Here is a 17594-nt window from a genome sequence, read left to right on the forward strand (position 1 = left end):
CGACAGGCCGCGGCTGGCGCGCTCGATCGACAGCGAGCCGCCGAGGGCTGTGACGCGCTCGCTGACGCCGGTGAGGCCGAAGCCCGCAGATTGCGCCACCTTGGCCGCATCGCCGCCGCCATCGTCCTCGACGCGCACCAGCAGGGCGTTCTCGCTGCCGGTCCGCCGCTCGATCCGCAGCACGATCTCGCGCGCCGAGCTGTGGCGCAGCGCATTGGTCAGGCACTCCTGCGCGACGCGATAGGCGGTGGCGGCGACCGTGCCGCTGATGTCGGCAAGGTCGCCCTGCAGATCGAGCTGGATCATCGGCTGCGCCGTGCGCGACCGCCAGCTGTCGACGAGATCGACCAGGCTTGCCTCCAGCCCGAGCTCTTCAGCCGGCGGATGGCGCAGCCGGTTCAACGTATCGCGCAGGCACGCCATGATGCGGCGCGTCGCCTGCGAGATCATCCGCGCGTCCTGCGCAATTTCGGTGCCGGCGGCGTACTTGTCCCCGGCGCTTGCCTCGATCGTGTTGGCGAAGGCGAGGATCGCGGTGAGATTCTGGCCGAACTCATCGTGCAGCTCGCGCGCCAGCGTGCGGCGTTCGTCGTTGCGAATCTCGAGCAGCCGCCTGGTCAGCACCGTGCGTTCCTCCTCGGCAAGCGCGAGGCGGTCGCCGAGATCGCTGACGGCGCGCCCGATCATCGCGAGCTCCATCGAGCGGACGCGCGGCAGTGGCGTGCGGTACTCGCCGTCGGCCATCCGCCGCAGCGCCGACACGATCGAGTGGGCGGGTGCCAGCGTGTGCGCGATCGCAAGCGAAGCGAGCAGCGCGATGGCGAGCGCCATCAACAGCGCGACATGGATGTTGTCGAGAATGTGCTGCCAGGCGAGCGCGATCGCTGCGTCCGGATCGGCGATGGCGCGGACGGTTCCCGCGGTCGCGGCGCGGGCGCTGATCGGCCGCTCCACGGTGGCGTGATCGCCGAGCACCATCTGCACAGCGGCCGCGAACCAGCGCGGCGGCGCCTTGCCGATCCCCTTGCTCTGGCCGCAGAGCGGCTTCTCGAAGGCGCCGGCCGGTTCGAACTGCACGCAGATCCCCGGCGCAATCAGGCCCATGGTTTCGATGGTGCGCCAGTCCGGTGCCGGCAGCAATTGCTCGCGCATCCGGTTGCTGCGCAGCAGCAATTCGCGCCAGTACAGCGCTTCGAGCGATTGCGAAACCCGCTCGGCGGACGCCTGCGTGGCACGATCGACGCTGCGATAGGCGTCGATCGTGGCCCAGACGGTGGCTGCGCCGAGGCATAACGCGACGATCACGAGCAGGCGGGCGACCAGTTGAAGCACGAGGCGCATGCGATCACTCCACGGCCAGAGCATGATCCGGAACGGAGAGAAGCGGCTGGTCATGCTCAAACGAGAGGTGCGATGCTAACAGCACCGCTGTTCCCCGCCAATCGCAAGCATGCGAGGCTGTGCAGGTCGGGAAATTTGCCCGACGAAATCTGGGCAGATGTCTTTGGACGGCGCAGGCCGGCTCTGCTCTAACGGAAAGTGAGGCCCGCACGGAGCCTCGTGGAACACAGGGAGCTCACGCAGCATGGATGCCAAGGTCGACGTCGCGGCCGCATCGGCCGGCACGGACGCGGCGGAGCGCAGCGCCCTGCTGCTCTGGATGATCTTCACCGGCCTTTCGGTGTTCGCCGCCTTCCTGCTGTGGCGCTACGGGCTGATCCGCCTCATGATCAGTTCCGACCGCACCTACATTTCCAGCGTCATCGCCGTCCTCTACATCGTCACCTGCATTCATTGCTTCTGGCGGACGCGGGCGATCGCGCGGGAAGGCGAGGTGGCGCGCTCCTGCCGCACCATCCTCGCCGCGCCCGATGGCGCCAAGATCCTTGCATCAGGGGCGCTTGCATCAGATGCGCGCGGCCTGCCCGGCGGGCTCGTCACCGATCACATCAAAAGCCTGGTGCAGAAGGCCGAGGCGCAGGCCAAGGGCCGCATCGACCAGACCCTGCTGCTGCGCACGCTGGCGGACCGGCTGCGCGGGTCCAACGGCTTCGGCGCCTTCGTCTCCGACACGCTGATGAAGCTCGGCCTGCTCGGCACCATCATCGGCTTCATCATCATGCTGGCGCCGATCGCTTCGCTGGATGCCGCCGACAAGGTCGCGATGAAATCGTCGATGGGCCTGATGAGCGACGGCATGGCGGTCGCGATGTACACGACGCTGGCCGGGCTGATCGGATCGATCCTGGTCCGGATCCAGTACTACATACTGGATTCCGCGACCCAGCGGGTGTTTTCCGACGCCGTCGTGCTCACCGAGACGCACGTCACGCCGGCCCTGGAACGTCGCCTTGGTACGCCGTCATGATGGATGAGTTCGGGCTCTATCCGCGCGAGGAGCCATTCGATCCCCTTGGTGTCATGCTGTTCAAGGCGCTGCAGGTCATCGCCTTCCTGTTCTTCCTGGCGCTGCTCGCGGTGTCACCGGACTCCAAGGAAGGCAAGATCGAATCCAAGGCTGAGTTCATCATCACGATGGACTGGCCGGACAACCATCCTGACGATCTCGACCTGTTCGTGCAGGATCCGGCCGGCAACATCGCCTGGTACCGGCATCGCGAGGCCGGCTTCCTGACCCTCGACCGCGACGACCGCGGCGGCGCCAACGACTTCATCATCGTCAACGGCAAGAAGATCGCTTCCCCGATCCGCGAGGAGATTGTCACGCTGCGCGGCGTCGTCGCCGGCGAATACACCGTCAACGTCTCGCATTTCCAGGCGACGACCGGCCAGCCGGTGCAGGCCAATGTGAAGGTGCAGAAGCTCAATCCGACGGCGCAGGTGATCTTCGACGACAAGCTGACCGTCGATCACACCGGCGACGAGAAGACCGCGGTCAGGTTTCGTCTCGATGCCGAGGGCAAGGTGATCAACGTCGACCGGCGGCCGAAATCGCTGCTCGAGACCTTCCGCAGCGGCTGGCGCAACGGCGGCGACCTCGATCCGAACACCGGCGTCCCGAAATCCGGCGTCAGGGTGCTCCGCAATGATTAGCTTGCAGTCGGTGATCCTCACGCTTGCGGTCGCATACGCCGTGGTCGGTGCGCTGCTGTTGATCGTGCTGGTCTATGCGCGGCTGCACTGGTCGCTGAAGGCTGTCGTCATCGTCGTGACCAGCGCCTTCTACTTCGTCAGCTTCGGCGGCATGCGCGGTCTGCTCGGCTGGGCGTCCGCGGAAAGATTGCCGGCGAACTTCAAGCTGCTGTCGACGCGGATCGTGGAGCCGCATTCGCTGGAGGGCGACCCGGGCTCGATCTATCTCTGGGTCGAGGAGCTTGACGAGGACAACAGGCCGAGCGCGATCCCGCGCGCTTTCCGCATTCCTTATAGCGACGCAATGGCCGAGCAGACCCACACCGCCGAGAACGAGATCAAGGCCGGGCATCCGCAGGGCGGACGGGCAGCGGATTTCGGCGGTGGCGACGGCACCATCATGGACTTCGTCAGGGAGTACATCACGCCGAAGACGATCGTGGAGACGACGGGCGGCGATTCCACTACGGGGACGTTCGTGGCTCCGCCGGCCGGCGCGCAAGGGTCGGTGTTCACGCCACTGCCACCGCCCCGGATGCCGCCCAAGGACGAGCAGCGATAGCCGGATGCCTACCCGGGAGGATGGCACAAAAATAGGGATCGGCAATAATCAGTCAGCGAAATGGACAGTAATCATCCGGAATTCCTCAATTCCCCGAAGCGTGTAGTCTTGGGGGTAACCGGGGCTAGATTTTATCCCCAAGACATTTTCCCGGCAAAGGGGCCGCTGCGTGAAGCGGCCCCTTTCGATTCCGGCGCCAAGGCCCGGCGAGGGGCCGGCGCGGTGAGGCGGGCTCACAGCACCGTCAGGAATGCGATCGCAAGAACCATCAGCCACCCGACAATGACGAGCGAGACCACCGCGCCCGCGGTGATCTTCGCGATCTCCTTCAAGGTCATTGGCCGGTCCATGCAAGTCTCTCCCAGGTAGCCCCGAGCGAGACATAGGCGCGGCTTGGCAGATCGCCCCGGCTGCTCACGGAACGTTGTAGGCCGGGGCTTTCCGAGGGGGGCAGCTGTCATTTCACAAAATATTGTCTGACAGATATTGAAATCTGTCAGCGGGATGGTGTATATACTCACCAGCCCAAGGGAGGAGGGCGCCCAGTAGCTATTCCGGCGTTTGGCCGGGGAGCCGGACTTAATTTGACTACCTCGAAGGACTACCTCCATGACCATAGAAATCTTTCAATTGACCGCCCAGATCCAACAGTGGCTCAATCTTCGTGTCGCCCGCCACTTGGCCGCCCAGGCCGCCAAGTTCACCCGCGGGCAGGACAGCGATAACCAGACGGTAAACGCATGAACGAGGCGGTGGTTTTGACACCCGAGCGGATCCTTGAGGCAACTGAGGATGTCTTGAGGCGCTTCGGGTTGACCAAGGCCACCGTTGTCGACGTTGCCCGTGCGCTGGATGTCAGCCACGGCAGCGTCTACCGTCACTTCCCCAGCAAGGCCTCGTTGCGCGATGCCGTCGCCAAGCGCTGGCTCGACCGCGCCAATGAGCCGCTGTGCAAGATCGCAGCCGGCGACGGCCCGGCGCCGGAGCGGCTGGAGCAATGGCTGCGCACCGCCTTCACGATCAAGCAGAAGAAGGTCTGTGACGATCCCGAGATGTTCGCGACCTACCTGGCGCTGGCGCAGGACGCGCGCGAGGTGGTGGAAGCCTATAAGGACAAGCAGGTCGACCTGATCGCGAAAATCCTGTCCGACGGTGTCGCGCAGGGCGTGTTCGAGATCGACAATGTGAAGGCGACCGCGCGTGCCGTGTTCGACGCCACCGTCCGCTACCATCACCCGGCGCATGCCGAGGAATGGGCCAAGCCGGAATGCCCGGGGCGGATCGATGCGCTGCTGGCCCTGCTGTTGAAGGGCCTGCGGGTCTGCAAGCCCTAGCCGAGCTTTCTGCCGACATCCCTCTGACCACCTGATGCCTTTGGCCCGATTGCGAGCCCGGGGCCGCGTGTGCTTGATATCGGACAGGGATCAGCAACGCGAACCACGATGCGGCTTGCACTGTTCGCCGATATTCACGCCAACCGGCAGGCCTTCGCCGCCTGCCTCGACGCTGCGCGTGCGCGCGGCGCCGAGCGGCTGAACTGCCTCGGCGATATCGTCGGCTACGGCGCCGATCCCGAATGGGCCGTCGATACGGTGATGGACCTGGTCGCGAAGGGCGCGGTCGCGGTGCGCGGCAATCATGACAATGCGATCGGCGTGCCGAGCGACAGCATGAATGCCGAGGCGCAGGCCGCGATCGACTGGACCCGCGGCCGGCTCAGCGGCGAGCAGAAGCAGTTCCTCGCCGAGCTTCCGATGTCGCGGGAGGAGGACAATCGGCTCTACGTGCACTCCGAAGCTTCGGAGCCCACGAAGTGGCGCTATGTCCGCGACACCGCCGACGCCGCGCGCAGCATGATGGCAACCGGGCTGCAGATCACGTTCTGCGGCCACATCCATCGTCCCGGCCTCTATTCGATGTCCTCGACCGCCAAGATGACGAGCTTCGTTCCGACCTCGGGCATCGCCGTTCAGTTGCTGCCGGGGCGGCGCTGGCTTGCCGTGCTCGGCTCGGTCGGCCAGCCGCGCGACGGCGATCCCGCGGCGTCGTTTGCGATGTTCGACACCGTAAGCCGCGAGATCACCTTTCATCGCGTGCCCTACGACGTCGCAACCGCGGCGGCGCGGATCAAGGCGAACGGCCTGCCGCACTGGCTCGCCGACCGCCTGCCGCTCGGCCGGTGACGCCGATGGCGACGCTGGCGATGCAGGCGGGCGCCGAGATCGATGGCTTCACCATCGGCGAACGCGTGCACCGCGGCGGCATGGCAACGCTGTGGAGCGTCACCCATCCCGGCATCACCGTGCCGCTGCTGATGAAAGTGCCGCTCACCTCGGAGGGCGAGGATCCGGCCGCGATCGTCAGCTTCGAGATGGAGCAGATGATCCTGCCGCGGCTGTCTGGGCCGCACGTGCCGGCCTGTTTCGGCACCGGCGACTTCGAACGCCAGGCCTATGTGGTGATGGAGCGCATCCCCGGGCAGACGCTCTACAAGCGGCTCGGCGAGCTGCCGATGCCGTATGAGGAGGTGAGGGTGATCGGCGGCAAGGTCGCCACCGCGCTCGCCAGCCTGCACCGGCAGAACGTCATCCATCACGACATCAAGCCGAGCAGCATCATGTTCCGCGCGCGCGGCGAGGCGGTGCTGATCGATTTCGGCCTCTCGCATCACCGACATCTGCCCGATCTGTTGCAGGAGGAGTTTCGGCTGCCTTACGGCACCGCGCCCTACATGGCCCCGGAGCGCCTGCTCGGCGTACGCGACGATCCGCGCAGCGATCTGTTTTCGCTCGGCGTGCTGCTCTATTTCTTCACCACCGGCGTCCGTCCGTTCGGCGAGACCGAAAGCCTGCGCGGCATGCGTCGGCGGCTGTGGCGCGATCCCTATCCGCCGCGCGAGCTGAAGCCAGACTATCCGCTATGGCTGCAGGAGATCGTGCTGCGCTGCCTGGAGATCGACCCCGTGGCGCGCTATCCGACCGCGGCGCAGCTTGCATTCGATCTCGGCCATCCCGATCAGGTGAAGCTGACGGCGCGGGCGCAGCGGCTGAGCCGCGACCCGCTCACCACGGTCTGGCGCCGCCGCTTCAATCTCGGCGCGGTGCCGCCGCGACCGAAGTCTGATGTCGCGGCCCAGCTCGCCTCGAGCCCGATCATGGCCGTCGCGCTCGATATCGGCGAGGGTGCCGAGGCACTGAACGACACCATCCGCGTCACCGCCGAGCGCGTGCTGTCGACCTCGCCGTCGGCGCGACTCGCCTGCGTGAACGTGCTCAAGCTCAATCGCCTGGCGATCGACCGCACCCATGATGAGCAGGGCCAGAACAAGCATGTCGACCGCCTGGTGGCGCTGCAGCACTGGGCGCGGCCGTTCGGGCTCGAGGAAGGGCGGCTGACCGTGCATGTGCTGGAGGCGATCGATCCCGCCGCCGCGATCCTGGAATTCGCCGCGCTCAATCTGGTCGATCACATCATCATCGGCGCGCGGCAGAACTCGCTGCGGCGCGCGCTGCTCGGCAGCGTGTCCGCCAGGGTCGCGGGGGAAGCGCCGTGCACGGTGACCGTGGTGCGGCCGTCGCGGCTGGCGTCGCAAGCGGACGGCGGCGAGGGCGATGAGGCGGCGGAGCAAGCGGCGAACGCCGCGGCCACGCCGCCGGTAGTGTTCTAGCTCCCCCGGCTCATCAGATCGCCTCGCCGCGAGCCTCGGCTGCCGCATGGCGGATCGCGGCGATGTTGGTCTTGTAGGCCTCGACGGTGCCGCCCTTGAACACGGCGGACCCCGCGACAAAGGCGTTGGCGCCGGCGGCCGCGAGCTGGCCCGCGACGTCGGACGCAACGCCGCCGTCGACCTCGATGTCGATCGGGCGGCCCGCGACCATCGCCCTGACATCGCTGATCTTGCCGATCGCCGAGCGGATGAAGGCCTGGCCGCCGAAGCCGGGATTGACCGACATGACAAGCACGAGGTCGATCAGGTCGAGCACATATTCGATCGCGCTTGCCGGCGTTGCCGGATTGAGCGAGACGCCGGCCTTCTTGCCGAGCGCGCGGATCGCCTGCAGCGAGCGGTGCACATGCGGGCCGGCCTCGGCATGCACCGTGATGTGGTCGCAGCCCGCCTTGGCGAACGCCTCCAGGTAGGGATCGCAGGGCGAGATCATCAGATGGGCGTCGAAGATCTTCTTGGTGTGCGGCCGCATCGCCTTGATGACGTCGGGGCCGTAGGAGATGTTCGGCACAAAGTGTCCGTCCATCACGTCGAGATGGATCCAGTCGGCGCCGGCCTGGTCGACGGCGCGGACCTCCTCGCCGAGCTTTGAGAAATCCGACGCCAGGATCGATGGAGCGATAACGAGGGGACGAGGGGTGAATGACTGAGTCATGTCAGCTGTTCCGGAACACTTCAGGGGGCGACGGGTGAGTCCGCCTAACATGCGGACGCGTGGCGGGCAATGCGAGCGGACGGCGCTCCGCGACCGGAAAATTCTTCCGCCGGCGGCAGCTCTTGCCGGGCGCGCGGAACCCGCTTCGATGCGGGAACGCCTGGTTTTGCTGGGTTTTTGCCATGGCACGCCCTTTGCTCAGCCACTGACCAGCGTTTGAGCCGCCAGGCGCGGCCCTGTTGGAGTATTGCCATGCTGTTCGCCCTTGGCGCTGCGTCGTCGGCCATTGACCTCTTGAGCTCGCTGATGTCGTCGAAGTCGACGACCCGGACCGGCAGCTCCAGTCAGGGGAGCCAGACCACCGGCCTGTTCGCCCCTTCGACCGGTACATCGACGTCGACCGGCAGCAGCACAGGCACCGGCTCGGGCAGCGGCTCTCCGCAGATTTCGCCGCTGACGATGGGCGCGCTGATTTCCGCGCAAAGCCAGTCGCAGACCGCGGTTTCAAACAGCCCGACGGCGGCCAGCCGGTCGGATGCGCTCAAGGACCTGTTCTCGCAGATCGATGCCGACGGCAACGGCAAGATCACCCAGTCCGAATTCGAGAACGCGCTTGGCGCCGGCGGCACCAACACGGCGCAGGCCGACGACGTGTTCTCCAAGCTCGACAGCAACGGCGACGGTAACGTCAGCCTCGACGAGATGTCCCAGGCCTTGCAGGGCCACAAGGGCGGTGGCCATCATCGCCATCACATGGCCAGCGGCTCGACCGATGGATCCGGCTCCGGCAGCGGCGCGGGCGGATCGAGCTCCGATCCCTTGATGCAGGCGCTGGACGGCGCGACCTCGACGTCGGTGACCAACAGCGACGGCTCGACCACCACGACGACGACCTACGCCGACGGCTCGAAGGTGTCGATGACGACGCCGGCCGCGTCCTCCGCGACCCTCAACGCGGCCTCGTCCTACAATATCGTCGAGCAGCTGATCCAGCGCCAGGCGAAGGCGATCTCGGCGCAGGACTTCGCTGCGATTTCTGTCAGCGCGTAGCTCGACACACTGGGCATCGAATAGCGCAGGCTGCGTCTGCTTCGCCTCGCTCCGCGTTCCGGGCGAGGGAGAGTCTCCGCGAGCGCGTCGCTTCAACTCGAACTAACCGAATCTGTCCCGCCAGCTCGGCAGCGCGCCGACGAATGGCAGCGCGGTCGCCGAATGGACGCCGCGGGCGATGGCGCGCGCCACCGTGTTGGCGGCGAGCGCGCCGAGCCTGGTGAGGCCGAACAGCGGATCGATCGGCTTGGCGCCGGTCGCGGCGGCAAACACCACGTCGCCGTCGAGCGGGGCGTGCACCGGATAGATCGCGCGCGCCATGCCGGTCTGCGCGATCATCGCAAGCCGCCGCGCCTGCGGCTTCGTCAGCTGCGCATCGGTCACCACCACGACGAGGGTGGTGTTCTCGGCGGCGCTGGCGTCCGCGCCGCCCTTCAGCCGCGCCTTCAGCATGTCTGCCGTGAACGAGGGCGGCAGGCCGCGCCCGCCGAACTCGCGGCCGACCTCGAACGGCGCCGCCCAGAAACAGGGGCCGCTGCCGACCGTGACGCTGCCGACCGCGTTGACCACCGCGAGCGCCGCGACCGTCACGCCGTCATCGGTTAGTGCCGACGCCGAGCCGAGGCCGCCCTTCAGGTTGGCCGTGGTCGCGCCCATGCCGGCGCCCACGCTGCCGAGCTCGAAGTCATCGGACGCGGCATTGGCCGCAGCGTAGCCGAGGTCGCGATAGGGCGGGAAGCGTCCCCACGCCTTGTTGCCGCCGTTGAGCAGGTCGAAGCAGATCGCGCCCGGCACGATCGGGATCACCGCGTCGCGGATGCGGAAGCCGCGGCCGCGCTCGGCGAGCCAGGCCTGCACGCCGCCGGCGGCATCGAGCCCGTGCGCCGAGCCGCCGGACAGCGCGATGGCGTCGATTGCCTCGACGACGTTGTGCGGCGAAAGCAGCGCTTCCTCGCGGGTGCCGGGACCGCCGCCGCGGACATCGATCGAGGCGACCGCCGGCCGCTCGAACAGGATGGCGGTGACGCCGGAGGCGACCGTTGGATCGTCGGCATGGCCGACGGCAACGCCGACAATATCGGTGAGAAGGTTTTTCACGATGGGTCCATCCGCCTGCTGTCCGATCGATCCGGTATAGCAGCCGCGACGGATGCATCAACCGTCGGGCACGGGCGGGCGGAGACGTGCGGTAAGACTTGCAGGCATCAGGTCAAAAAAACGCCCCGGCGGACCGGGGCGTTCTCGTATCTCTGATCAGACGCGCGAGAGGCTCAGGAGCCCTTCGGATTGATCTCGGTGTAGTTGCCCTTGGCGTCCCACTTGTAGACCACGTAGTCGATCGCCTTGATGTCGCCCTTGGCGTCGAAGGCCATCTTGCCGAGCACGGTGTCCCACTCGCCGGCCTTGATGGCGTCCATCACCTTCTTGGCGTCGGTCGAGCCGGCCTTGGCGACGGCCTGGGTCCAGACCTGCATCGCGGCGTAGGTGTAGAGCGTGTAGCCCTCGGGGTCGATGTTCTTGGCCTTGAACTTCTCGACGATCGCCTTCGCGGTCGGCTTGTTGCGCGGGTCGGGACCGAAGGTGAACAGCGTGCCTTCGGCGGCGGGGCCGGTGATCGAGGCGAACTCCTTGTCGTTCATGGCGTCGCCGGCCATCAGCACGGTCTGCAGGCCCTGGTCGCGCATCTGGCGCAGGATCAGGCCGGCTTCCTGGTGGTAGCCGCCGACATAGACCAGATCGATGTTGTCGCGCTTCAGGCGCGAGACGATCGAGTTGAAGTCCTTGTCGCCCTTGTTGTAGGACTCGAACATCTTCTCCTGGAAGCCGGCCTTGTTCAGCGCCTTCTTGGTCTCGTCGGCGAGGCCTTTGCCGTAGGTGGTCTTGTCGTTCAGGATCGCGACGTTCTTGCCCTTGTAGTTCTTCATGATGTAATCGGCGGCGACCAGGCCCTGCTGGTCGTCACGGCCGCAGACGCGCGCCACGTTCCAGAGCTTGCGCTCGGTGAACAGCGGGTTGGTCGAGGCCGGGGTGATCTGCAGCACGTTGGCGTCGGCATAGGCCTCGGAGGCCGGGATCGAGGACGACGAGCAGAAATGGCCGGCCACGAACGGGATCTTCGAAGAGCCGATCTTTTCCGCGATCGAGCGTGCCTGCTTCGGATCGCAGGCGTCGTCGTCGGCTTCCAGCGCGAGCTTCTTGCCGAGCACGCCGCCGGCGGCGTTGATGTCGGCGACCGCCTGCTCGGCGCCGTTCTTCATCTGCCGGCCGAAAGCGGATTCGGAGCCCGTCATCGGGCCCGCGACGGCGATGGTGATGTCTTGCGCGAACGCGCTCGCCGATAATGCGAACGAAGCGCCAAGTGCCAGGCCGATCAGCTTCAGTGATTTCATGAGACGTCCCTCGTGGTCGTTGCCTCTTGCGGAAGGGCCCGGCACGCCGGGCCCCAAAACCGCGCGCATTCTCAGCTGATTTCGCGGCGAAGTCACCGGCAATTTTCAGGCAAATCGACGTTGCATCCGCCGCGTCTTGCTTGCGGGGGCGGCACGGAACGTCAAGCTAGCCGCGGCGGCCGCCTTCCAGATAGGCGGCGCGGATTTCCGGGCGCTGCAGCAATTCGGCGCCGGTTCCGGCCAGCGTGATCAGCCCGTTGACCATGACATAGCCGCGATGGGCGAGCTTCAGCGCATGGTTGGCGTTCTGCTCCACGATCAGCACGGTGAGGCCGTCCTGCCGGTTCAGCGTGCGGATGGCGTCGAAGATCTGGCGCGCGATCAGCGGCGCGAGCCCGAGCGAGGGCTCGTCCAGCATCAGCAGCCGCGGCCGGCTCATCAGGGCGCGGCCGATCGCCAGCATCTGCTGCTCGCCGCCCGACAGCGTGCCGCCGCGCTGTGCGACGCGTTCCTTCAGGCGCGGGAACAGCGCGAACACCCGCTCCAGCCCGGCTGCGCGCTCGGCCTCGCTGCATTCGGTGGCATCGGCGCCCATCTGCAGGTTTTCCGCGACGCTCATGCGCGGAAAGATCCGCCGGCCCTCCGGCGATTGTGCGATCCGCAGCCGCGCGATCTCGTGGGTCGGCACGCCGGTGATGTCACGGCCGTCGAACTCGATGGCGCCGGCGCGGGCACGCGGCCTGCCGAAAATCGTCATCATCAGCGTCGACTTGCCGGCGCCGTTGGCGCCGATCAGGGCGACGATCTCCCCGCGATTGATCTCGATATCGACGCCCTTCAGCGCCTCGATCTTGCCATACGCCGCGCGCACGCCGCGCACCGCGAGCAGGGGCGTCGTTGCCTGTGCCGCGCTCACGTGCCGCTCTCCATCACGGCGATCGCCTCTTCCTCGTCTGCGCCGAGATAGGCGGCGATCACCTTGGGGTCGTCGCGCACCGTCTGCGGCGTGCCTTCGGCGATCTTGACGCCGTAATCCATGACCACGACGTGATCGGAGATCTCCATCACCACCGACATGTCGTGCTCGATCAGGAGGATCGAGGTGCCCTGTTCGTTGCGGATCGACAGCAGCAGCTCGTTGAGCCCGCCGCTCTCGCGCGCGTTCAGACCCGCCGCCGGCTCGTCGAGACAGAGCAGCACAGGTTCAGTGCACATCGCGCGCGCGATCTCGAGCCTGCGCTGGTCGCCATAGGGCAGGTTGCCCGCGGCATCGTCGGCGCGGTCGAGCAGGCCGACGCGCGTGAGCCAGGTCCGCGCCAGATCGATGGCGCGCTGCTCGGCCTCGCGCCAGGACGGCAGGCCGAGCAGCCCGAGCAGGGTCAGGCCCGAGGCGCGCATCAGCGCGTTGTGCTGGGCGACCATCAGATTTTCCAGCGCGGTCATGCCGGGAAACAGCCGGATGTTCTGGAAGGTGCGCGCCACCTTGGCCTGCTTGGAGATGCGGAAATCGTTCAGCCGCTCGAGCTGGATGGTGCGGCCGTCGTCATGGGCGAGGCGGATCGCGCCACCGCTCGGCCGGTAGAACCCGGTGATGCAGTTGAAGACGGTGGTCTTGCCGGCGCCGTTCGGCCCAATCAGCGCGGTGATCTTGCGCCGCTCGGCGGCAAAGGACAGCTCGTTGACCGCGACGATGCCGCCGAAGCGCATCATCAGGCGGTCGACGGTGAGGATCGGGTCGCCGCTCATCCGTGGCCCTCCTTGACGAGGTCGGACGAGATCGCCTGGTTGCGTTCCAGGAACACGGTCGGCGCGCGATGGCCGATCAGCCCGCGCGGCCGCCAGATCATCAGCAGCACCATCGCCATGCCGAACACCAGCATGCGGTATTGATCGAGGCCGCGGAACAGCTCGAAGCCGCCGATCATGGTCAGCGCGGCGAGCGCCACGCCAAGTTGTGAGCCCATGCCGCCGAGCACGACGATCGCCAGCACCAGCGCCGATTCCTGGAAGGTGAAGGATTCCGGGCTGATGAAGCCCTGCCGCGTGGCGAAGAACGCACCGGCGAGGCCGCCGAACATCGCGCCGGTCGCGAACGCCGTCAGCTTGGTGGTCGTGGTGTTGATGCCGAGCGCGCGGCAGGCGACCTCGTCCTCGCGCAGCGCCTCCCAGGCGCGGCCGATCGGCAGCCGCCGCAGCCGGATCGTCACCCAGTTGGTGATCAGCGCCATCGCCAGGATCAGATAGAACAGGAAGACGAGGCGGTGGGTCGGCGAGAATTCGATGCCTAGCTTGGCGGCGAGCCCGTCGTCACCCGCCGTCAGCGGAATGCCGAACATGGTCGGGCGGGGAATTCCGGAGACGCCGTTGGGGCCGCCGGTCAGGCTCTGCCAGTTGATGATGACGAGGCGGATGATCTCGCCGAAGGCGAGCGTCACGATCGCGAGATAGTCGCCGCGCAGCCGCAGCACCGGGAAGCCGAGCAGCACGCCCCAGAACGCCGCCAGGATGCCGGCAAGCGGCAGGCAGACCCAGAACGACAATCCGAAATTGGTCGCGAGCAACGCGTAGGAATAGGCGCCGACCGCGTAGAAGGCGACATAGCCGAGGTCGAGCAGGCCGGCGAGGCCGACCACGACGTTCAATCCCCATCCCAGCATCACATAGGTCAGGACCAGGATCGACAGGTCGAGAATGTAGCGCTGGTTGTAGAAGATGACCGGCACGAGGAAGGTGAACACCAGCAGCGCCGGCGCCAGCCAGCGGCCGGCGAACGACATCGCCGATTGCACCGGCTTCGGCACGACGCGGTCCTTGTCAACCGGCCCCCACCATTGCCGCAGCAGCTCGACGACGATGCTGCCGCCGAACACCGCGCCGACGAGGGCCGCGAGGTCGCCGAACCGCGTCCAGTAGATCAGGCCGCCCTGCGGCCCGGCCTCGGTGCGAATGCCGATCATCAGCGAGAACAGCACCAGCGCGACAAGGGCGCTGATCAGGGCTTTCTTGAGAATGAAGGCGCTGCCCGAGGGCTGCGCGGCGTGCGAGGGGCGGGCTGAGGTCGCGCTCACGAAGTGCCTGTCAGACTTTTTCGACTTCGGGACGGCCGAGCAGGCCGGTCGGCATGAAGATCAGCACCACGATCAGGATCGAGAACGCGGCGACGTCCTTGTACTCCACCGAGAAATAGGCCGACCAGAACGTCTCGATCAGGCCGATCGCGAGCCCGCCGAGCATCGCGCCCGGCAGCGAGCCGATGCCGCCGAGCACGGCGGCGGTGAACGCCTTGATGCCGGCGACGAAGCCCATGAAGAAATCGACCAGGCCGTAATACAAGAGATACATCATGCCTGCGACCGCGGCGAGCGCGGCGCCGATCACGAAGGTCATCGAGATGGTGCGGTCGACGTCGACGCCGAGCAGCGCGGCCATGGTCTGGTCCTGCTCGCAGGCGCGCATGTCGCGTCCGAGCCGGGTGCGCGAGACCAGCCACGTGAACAGCGCCAGCACGACGATGGTGGCGAGCACGACCATGATCTGGATGTTGGAGAGCTGCACGGCGAAGCCCGCCGGGCCTTCATGCAGCGTGTAGCCGCCGGTGATGATCGGCGGCACCGGCTTGACGCGTGCGCCCTGCGACACCTGCGAGAAATTGGTCAGCACGAACGACATGCCGATCGCCGACAGCATCGGCGCCAGGCGGAACGAATGCCTTAACGGTCGGTAGGCGATGCGTTCGATGGTCCAGCCATAGAGCGCGGTGATCGCCATCGAGACCAGCAGCACGATCAGCAGGATCAGGGGGATCGCGGTGAGGCCGAGCGACACCAGCACCAGGAACGAGATCAGCGCGATGAAGCCGCCGATCATGAAGATGTCGCCATGCGCGAAGTTGATCATGCCGACGATGCCGTAGACCATCGTGTAGCCGATGGCGATCAGGCCGTAGATCGAACCGAGCACGAGGCCGTTGATCAGTTGCTGGGCGAAATAATCCATGCGCTGCCGTCAGAGCCCGTTCGGTTGAGAACCGACCAGGCTCTCGTGTTGATCTGGACGCGCTTTCTTCACGCGAACCGGTTCCCACTTCGCTTGAAAACGCTTGGCCGAGGGTGACGCGGCGAGGGCCCCGGCAGCCTGATCCGTCGCGTCGTGTCGTTTTCTAACAGTGGAACCCCGGCCGCGGCAACAGCGTGGCAGTAGCAGAAAGGGCTTGTACATAACTAGTTTGGCGGATGCGGTTCCGATGTCACAGGGCCGACATGGCTTTGCCCTGCAATGATCACGCCGGAACCCGTGTTCCCCGAGCAACTGCGCTTGCGACGCGCGCGTTGTCCCCAGCTTCATGAAAGCAAAGGGAGTAGCTGAATGAGCAACCCAAATCAGAATCCGGGCCAGCCGAACCAGAACCCGAGTCAGAAGCCCGGCCAGCAGCAGCAGGGCGGCGGCCAGAAGCCCGGCCAGCAACAGCAGGATCCGGGCCGGCAGGGCCAGAAGCCCAATCCGGAGCGCTAATTCGGACAATTGAGCCGAACTCGCAGGGAGGCCTCGCCGAAAGGCGGGGCCTTCCTTGTTCGGGCTGAAACCTTTTTCGCTTGGGCTGTCTTGTTCAGGCCAACTGGTCGGCGAAGCGGCCGCGGAAGGCGTACGAACCGAAATGCGTAAGCTCGCTTCGAAGGTCGAGCCAGATTTCGCCGCCGAGATCGATCCAGCGCCGGCAGAACGCGTAATCTTCGGACAAATACTCGCCGGTCGTCTTGTCGATCATGCATTCGAACAGCGACACGCGGTCGAGGTCGGCGCGCACGAGGTCGCCGGTGTTCAAGTCGTTGGACTTGTGGTTCGCCCGATATTTGAGTTCGGGGTGGGCGTCGCACAGCCTGACGAGGGCGGATCGCTTCATCATGAGAAAGCCGGTTCCGGCATAGCGGACCTTGGCGAAGCCGTCGCCGCGCGCCGTGATCTGGTCGCCCTCCCATGTGACGACATAGTCGAGCGAGGATGACGCGAGGTTCTTGCGCTTGGCGTCCGCGGCCCGCTGCACCTTTGCCCAATCGATGTGCTTGAGCGGATAGGCCGCGGCCGAAACGTCGGCGCCGCAATCCAGCAGCCGGAAGACGGACTCGGGTTCGAACCCGATATCGGCATCGATGAACAGGAGATGGCTGGCGCCGGATGCAAGGAATTGGTGGGCCAGTTCATTCCGGGCGCGCACGATCAGCGATTCGTTTCCGATCAGATGGAACTGGATGTCGATGCCCCGGGTCGTGGCCGCAGCCTGAAGCTTCAGGGCGGACAACACATAGGCCATCTTCAGATCGCCGCCGTAGCAGGGCGTTGCGACGAAAACGCGCGTTCTTTCGGTCATTTTACCCCTCTTTATCCCCGGCCGGCGCCGATCTTGCGCAGATCCCGGCCGGGCCCGATCGCATCGATCCGGAACCATCGCATCGTGCTTAACCTTAACAAAGGGTTTAAATTGCTGCCGGCAATTGATCGGCGTTAGCTCGCGCCCTGAACCGTCGCCGGTCTGAAAGGCGCCGGATGCACGGGAAGCGGCAATGTCGAACAACTGGCGGATCAGCTCCTTCAACGGCGCGCTGCTTGCGGCCTATTTCATTCCGGTCTGGAGCATCATCGCCTTCAGCATCATGGTGTCGCCGATCCACGGCCTCTATGAGCGGCCGAGCGTGTCGATCGCGTTCTATGCCAGCGACTATCTGCACCTCGGCAAGATGGCGACGGTGCGCCTCGCATGGCTGCTCGCGCTGGCGCGGATCACCGTGGTGGCGTTCTTCGCGGTCTTCCTCGCGATGGCCGCCTTCTCGCCGCTGCGCAAGAACAGCAGCGGCGCCGATGAGGCACTTGCGGTGGCGCTCTGCCTCGGCAGCGTGCTGAGCTTCGCCAGCATGATGATGGCTTCCAAGGTCGGCGAGGTCGAAGCGATGCGCATGCATGCGTCCGAGCTTCTGATGCTGCTCGGGACCGCGATCGTGATGTTGTTCGAGACCGCGCCGAAGCGAGCTCAAGCATCTGCCAATGCAGCAACGACCACCGAAACGCCCGCAGGCCAGCTATCCCTTCAGCAGCCCTAGGCGGTGTGGACTCTAGGGATTCCCT

At 66.1% G+C, this 17594-nt stretch carries 19 protein-coding genes; 10 read left to right on the forward strand and 9 right to left on the reverse strand.

Going from position 1 to position 17594, the window contains the following annotated elements; genetic code table 11:
- Positions 1-1341 (reverse strand): histidine kinase (locus AKL29_RS37875; RefSeq protein ID WP_050387712.1); only part of this gene is annotated, 1341 nt, incomplete at its 3' end.
- A gap of 244 nt (positions 1342-1585) precedes the next feature.
- Between AKL29_RS37875 and AKL29_RS37880 the strand changes: the two genes are divergently transcribed.
- From AKL29_RS37880 to AKL29_RS37905, 7 genes are all read left to right on the forward strand, one after another.
- Positions 1586-2368 carry a MotA/TolQ/ExbB proton channel family protein gene (locus tag AKL29_RS37880; protein WP_050387688.1) on the forward strand — a complete coding sequence of 261 codons (783 nt, stop codon included), beginning with the start codon at positions 1586-1588 and terminating at the stop codon, positions 2366-2368.
- Positions 2365-3054 (forward strand): DUF2135 domain-containing protein, encoded by a 690-nt coding sequence (locus tag AKL29_RS37885; protein WP_050387689.1) that lies wholly within the window; start codon positions 2365-2367, stop codon positions 3052-3054. Before AKL29_RS37880 ends, AKL29_RS37885 begins: the two co-directional genes overlap by 4 nt.
- Positions 3047-3655, forward strand: a complete 609-nt coding sequence (locus AKL29_RS37890; protein WP_050387690.1) for a hypothetical protein — start codon at positions 3047-3049, stop codon at positions 3653-3655. The genes AKL29_RS37885 and AKL29_RS37890 overlap by 8 nt, the downstream gene beginning before the upstream one ends.
- A gap of 609 nt (positions 3656-4264) precedes the next feature.
- Positions 4265-4399: a hypothetical protein gene (locus tag AKL29_RS46395; RefSeq protein WP_016843141.1), complete on the forward strand. Its 135-nt coding sequence runs from the start codon at positions 4265-4267 to the stop codon at positions 4397-4399.
- Positions 4396-4989, forward strand: a complete 594-nt coding sequence (locus AKL29_RS37895) for a TetR/AcrR family transcriptional regulator (protein WP_028336783.1) — start codon at positions 4396-4398, stop codon at positions 4987-4989. The genes AKL29_RS46395 and AKL29_RS37895 overlap by 4 nt, the downstream gene beginning before the upstream one ends.
- 108 nt (positions 4990-5097) lie before the next feature.
- Positions 5098-5838, forward strand: coding sequence for a metallophosphoesterase family protein (locus AKL29_RS37900; RefSeq protein WP_050387691.1), 741 nt, complete (start codon positions 5098-5100; stop codon positions 5836-5838).
- Between the two features lie 5 nt (positions 5839-5843).
- Positions 5844-7322 (forward strand): serine/threonine protein kinase, encoded by a 1479-nt coding sequence (locus tag AKL29_RS37905; protein ID WP_050387692.1) that lies wholly within the window; start codon positions 5844-5846, stop codon positions 7320-7322.
- 13 nt (positions 7323-7335) lie between these two features.
- Here the strand turns inward: AKL29_RS37905 and rpe are convergent, their stop codons facing one another.
- Positions 7336-8037 carry a ribulose-phosphate 3-epimerase gene (rpe, locus tag AKL29_RS37910; protein ID WP_050387693.1) on the reverse strand — a complete coding sequence of 234 codons (702 nt, stop codon included), beginning with the start codon at positions 8035-8037 and terminating at the stop codon, positions 7336-7338.
- A gap of 252 nt (positions 8038-8289) precedes the next feature.
- Between rpe and AKL29_RS37915 the strand changes: the two genes are divergently transcribed.
- The gene (locus AKL29_RS37915; RefSeq protein WP_050387694.1) at positions 8290-9087 is read left to right on the forward strand and encodes an EF-hand domain-containing protein; all 798 of its coding nucleotides are present in this window, start codon (positions 8290-8292) and stop codon (positions 9085-9087) included.
- Positions 9088-9189: 102 nt separating this feature from the next.
- On the opposite strand, the gene AKL29_RS37920 is transcribed toward AKL29_RS37915, so the two are convergent.
- The 6 genes from AKL29_RS37920 to AKL29_RS37945 form a co-directional block, all read right to left on the reverse strand.
- Positions 9190-10185 carry a P1 family peptidase gene (locus AKL29_RS37920; RefSeq protein WP_050387695.1) on the reverse strand — a complete coding sequence of 332 codons (996 nt, stop codon included), beginning with the start codon at positions 10183-10185 and terminating at the stop codon, positions 9190-9192.
- Positions 10186-10358: 173 nt separating this feature from the next.
- Positions 10359-11477: a branched-chain amino acid ABC transporter substrate-binding protein gene (locus AKL29_RS37925; protein WP_028336789.1), complete on the reverse strand. Its 1119-nt coding sequence runs from the start codon at positions 11475-11477 to the stop codon at positions 10359-10361.
- A 166-nt stretch (positions 11478-11643) separates the two neighbouring features.
- Positions 11644-12393, reverse strand: coding sequence for an ABC transporter ATP-binding protein (locus AKL29_RS37930; protein ID WP_018272406.1), 750 nt, complete (start codon positions 12391-12393; stop codon positions 11644-11646).
- Positions 12390-13223 carry an ABC transporter ATP-binding protein gene (locus tag AKL29_RS37935; protein WP_050387696.1) on the reverse strand — a complete coding sequence of 278 codons (834 nt, stop codon included), beginning with the start codon at positions 13221-13223 and terminating at the stop codon, positions 12390-12392. The genes AKL29_RS37930 and AKL29_RS37935 overlap by 4 nt, the downstream gene beginning before the upstream one ends.
- Positions 13220-14545 (reverse strand): high-affinity branched-chain amino acid ABC transporter permease LivM, encoded by a 1326-nt coding sequence (gene livM / locus AKL29_RS37940; protein ID WP_028336792.1) that lies wholly within the window; start codon positions 14543-14545, stop codon positions 13220-13222. Before livM ends, AKL29_RS37935 begins: the two co-directional genes overlap by 4 nt.
- Positions 14546-14555: 10 nt before the next feature.
- Positions 14556-15473, reverse strand: coding sequence for an ABC transporter permease subunit (locus AKL29_RS37945; RefSeq protein WP_028336793.1), 918 nt, complete (start codon positions 15471-15473; stop codon positions 14556-14558).
- 369 nt (positions 15474-15842) lie between these two features.
- Between AKL29_RS37945 and AKL29_RS43570 the strand changes: the two genes are divergently transcribed.
- Complete coding sequence (locus AKL29_RS43570; protein WP_016840407.1) at positions 15843-15989, forward strand: hypothetical protein; 147 nt, start codon at positions 15843-15845, stop codon at positions 15987-15989.
- Between the two features lie 94 nt (positions 15990-16083).
- On the opposite strand, the gene AKL29_RS37950 is transcribed toward AKL29_RS43570, so the two are convergent.
- Entirely contained in the window at positions 16084-17067 is a 984-nt protein-coding gene (locus AKL29_RS37950; RefSeq protein ID WP_244482644.1) for a hypothetical protein, read from the reverse strand.
- Between AKL29_RS37950 and AKL29_RS37955 the strand changes: the two genes are divergently transcribed.
- The gene (locus AKL29_RS37955) at positions 17036-17569 is read left to right on the forward strand and encodes a hypothetical protein (protein WP_050387698.1); all 534 of its coding nucleotides are present in this window, start codon (positions 17036-17038) and stop codon (positions 17567-17569) included. The two genes, AKL29_RS37950 and AKL29_RS37955, sit on opposite strands and share 32 nt — an antisense overlap.
- The last annotated feature ends 25 nt before the right edge of the window (positions 17570-17594 follow it).

The organism is Bradyrhizobium pachyrhizi, assembly GCF_001189245.1.
Taxonomy (GTDB): domain Bacteria; phylum Pseudomonadota; class Alphaproteobacteria; order Rhizobiales; family Xanthobacteraceae; genus Bradyrhizobium; species Bradyrhizobium pachyrhizi.

Bases quoted from the DNA above. Each gene is read 5' to 3' on its own strand.
- AKL29_RS37880 (WP_050387688.1), top strand. From the start codon at position 1,586: ATGGATGCCAAGGTCGACGTCGCGGCCGCATCGGCCGGCACGGACGCG.
- AKL29_RS37885 (WP_050387689.1), top strand. From the start codon at position 2,365: ATGATGGATGAGTTCGGGCTCTATCCGCGCGAGGAGCCATTCGATCCC.
- AKL29_RS37890 (WP_050387690.1), top strand. From the start codon at position 3,047: ATGATTAGCTTGCAGTCGGTGATCCTCACGCTTGCGGTCGCATACGCC.
- AKL29_RS46395 (WP_016843141.1), top strand. From the start codon at position 4,265: ATGACCATAGAAATCTTTCAATTGACCGCCCAGATCCAACAGTGGCTC.
- AKL29_RS37895 (WP_028336783.1), top strand. From the start codon at position 4,396: ATGAACGAGGCGGTGGTTTTGACACCCGAGCGGATCCTTGAGGCAACT.
- AKL29_RS37900 (WP_050387691.1), top strand. From the start codon at position 5,098: ATGCGGCTTGCACTGTTCGCCGATATTCACGCCAACCGGCAGGCCTTC.
- AKL29_RS37905 (WP_050387692.1), top strand. From the start codon at position 5,844: ATGGCGACGCTGGCGATGCAGGCGGGCGCCGAGATCGATGGCTTCACC.
- rpe (WP_050387693.1), bottom strand. From the start codon at position 8,037: ATGACTCAGTCATTCACCCCTCGTCCCCTCGTTATCGCTCCATCGATC.
- AKL29_RS37915 (WP_050387694.1), top strand. From the start codon at position 8,290: ATGCTGTTCGCCCTTGGCGCTGCGTCGTCGGCCATTGACCTCTTGAGC.
- AKL29_RS37925 (WP_028336789.1), bottom strand. From the start codon at position 11,477: ATGAAATCACTGAAGCTGATCGGCCTGGCACTTGGCGCTTCGTTCGCA.
- AKL29_RS37935 (WP_050387696.1), bottom strand. From the start codon at position 13,223: ATGAGCGGCGACCCGATCCTCACCGTCGACCGCCTGATGATGCGCTTC.
- AKL29_RS37945 (WP_028336793.1), bottom strand. From the start codon at position 15,473: ATGGATTATTTCGCCCAGCAACTGATCAACGGCCTCGTGCTCGGTTCG.
- AKL29_RS43570 (WP_016840407.1), top strand. From the start codon at position 15,843: ATGAGCAACCCAAATCAGAATCCGGGCCAGCCGAACCAGAACCCGAGT.
- AKL29_RS37955 (WP_050387698.1), top strand. From the start codon at position 17,036: ATGTCGAACAACTGGCGGATCAGCTCCTTCAACGGCGCGCTGCTTGCG.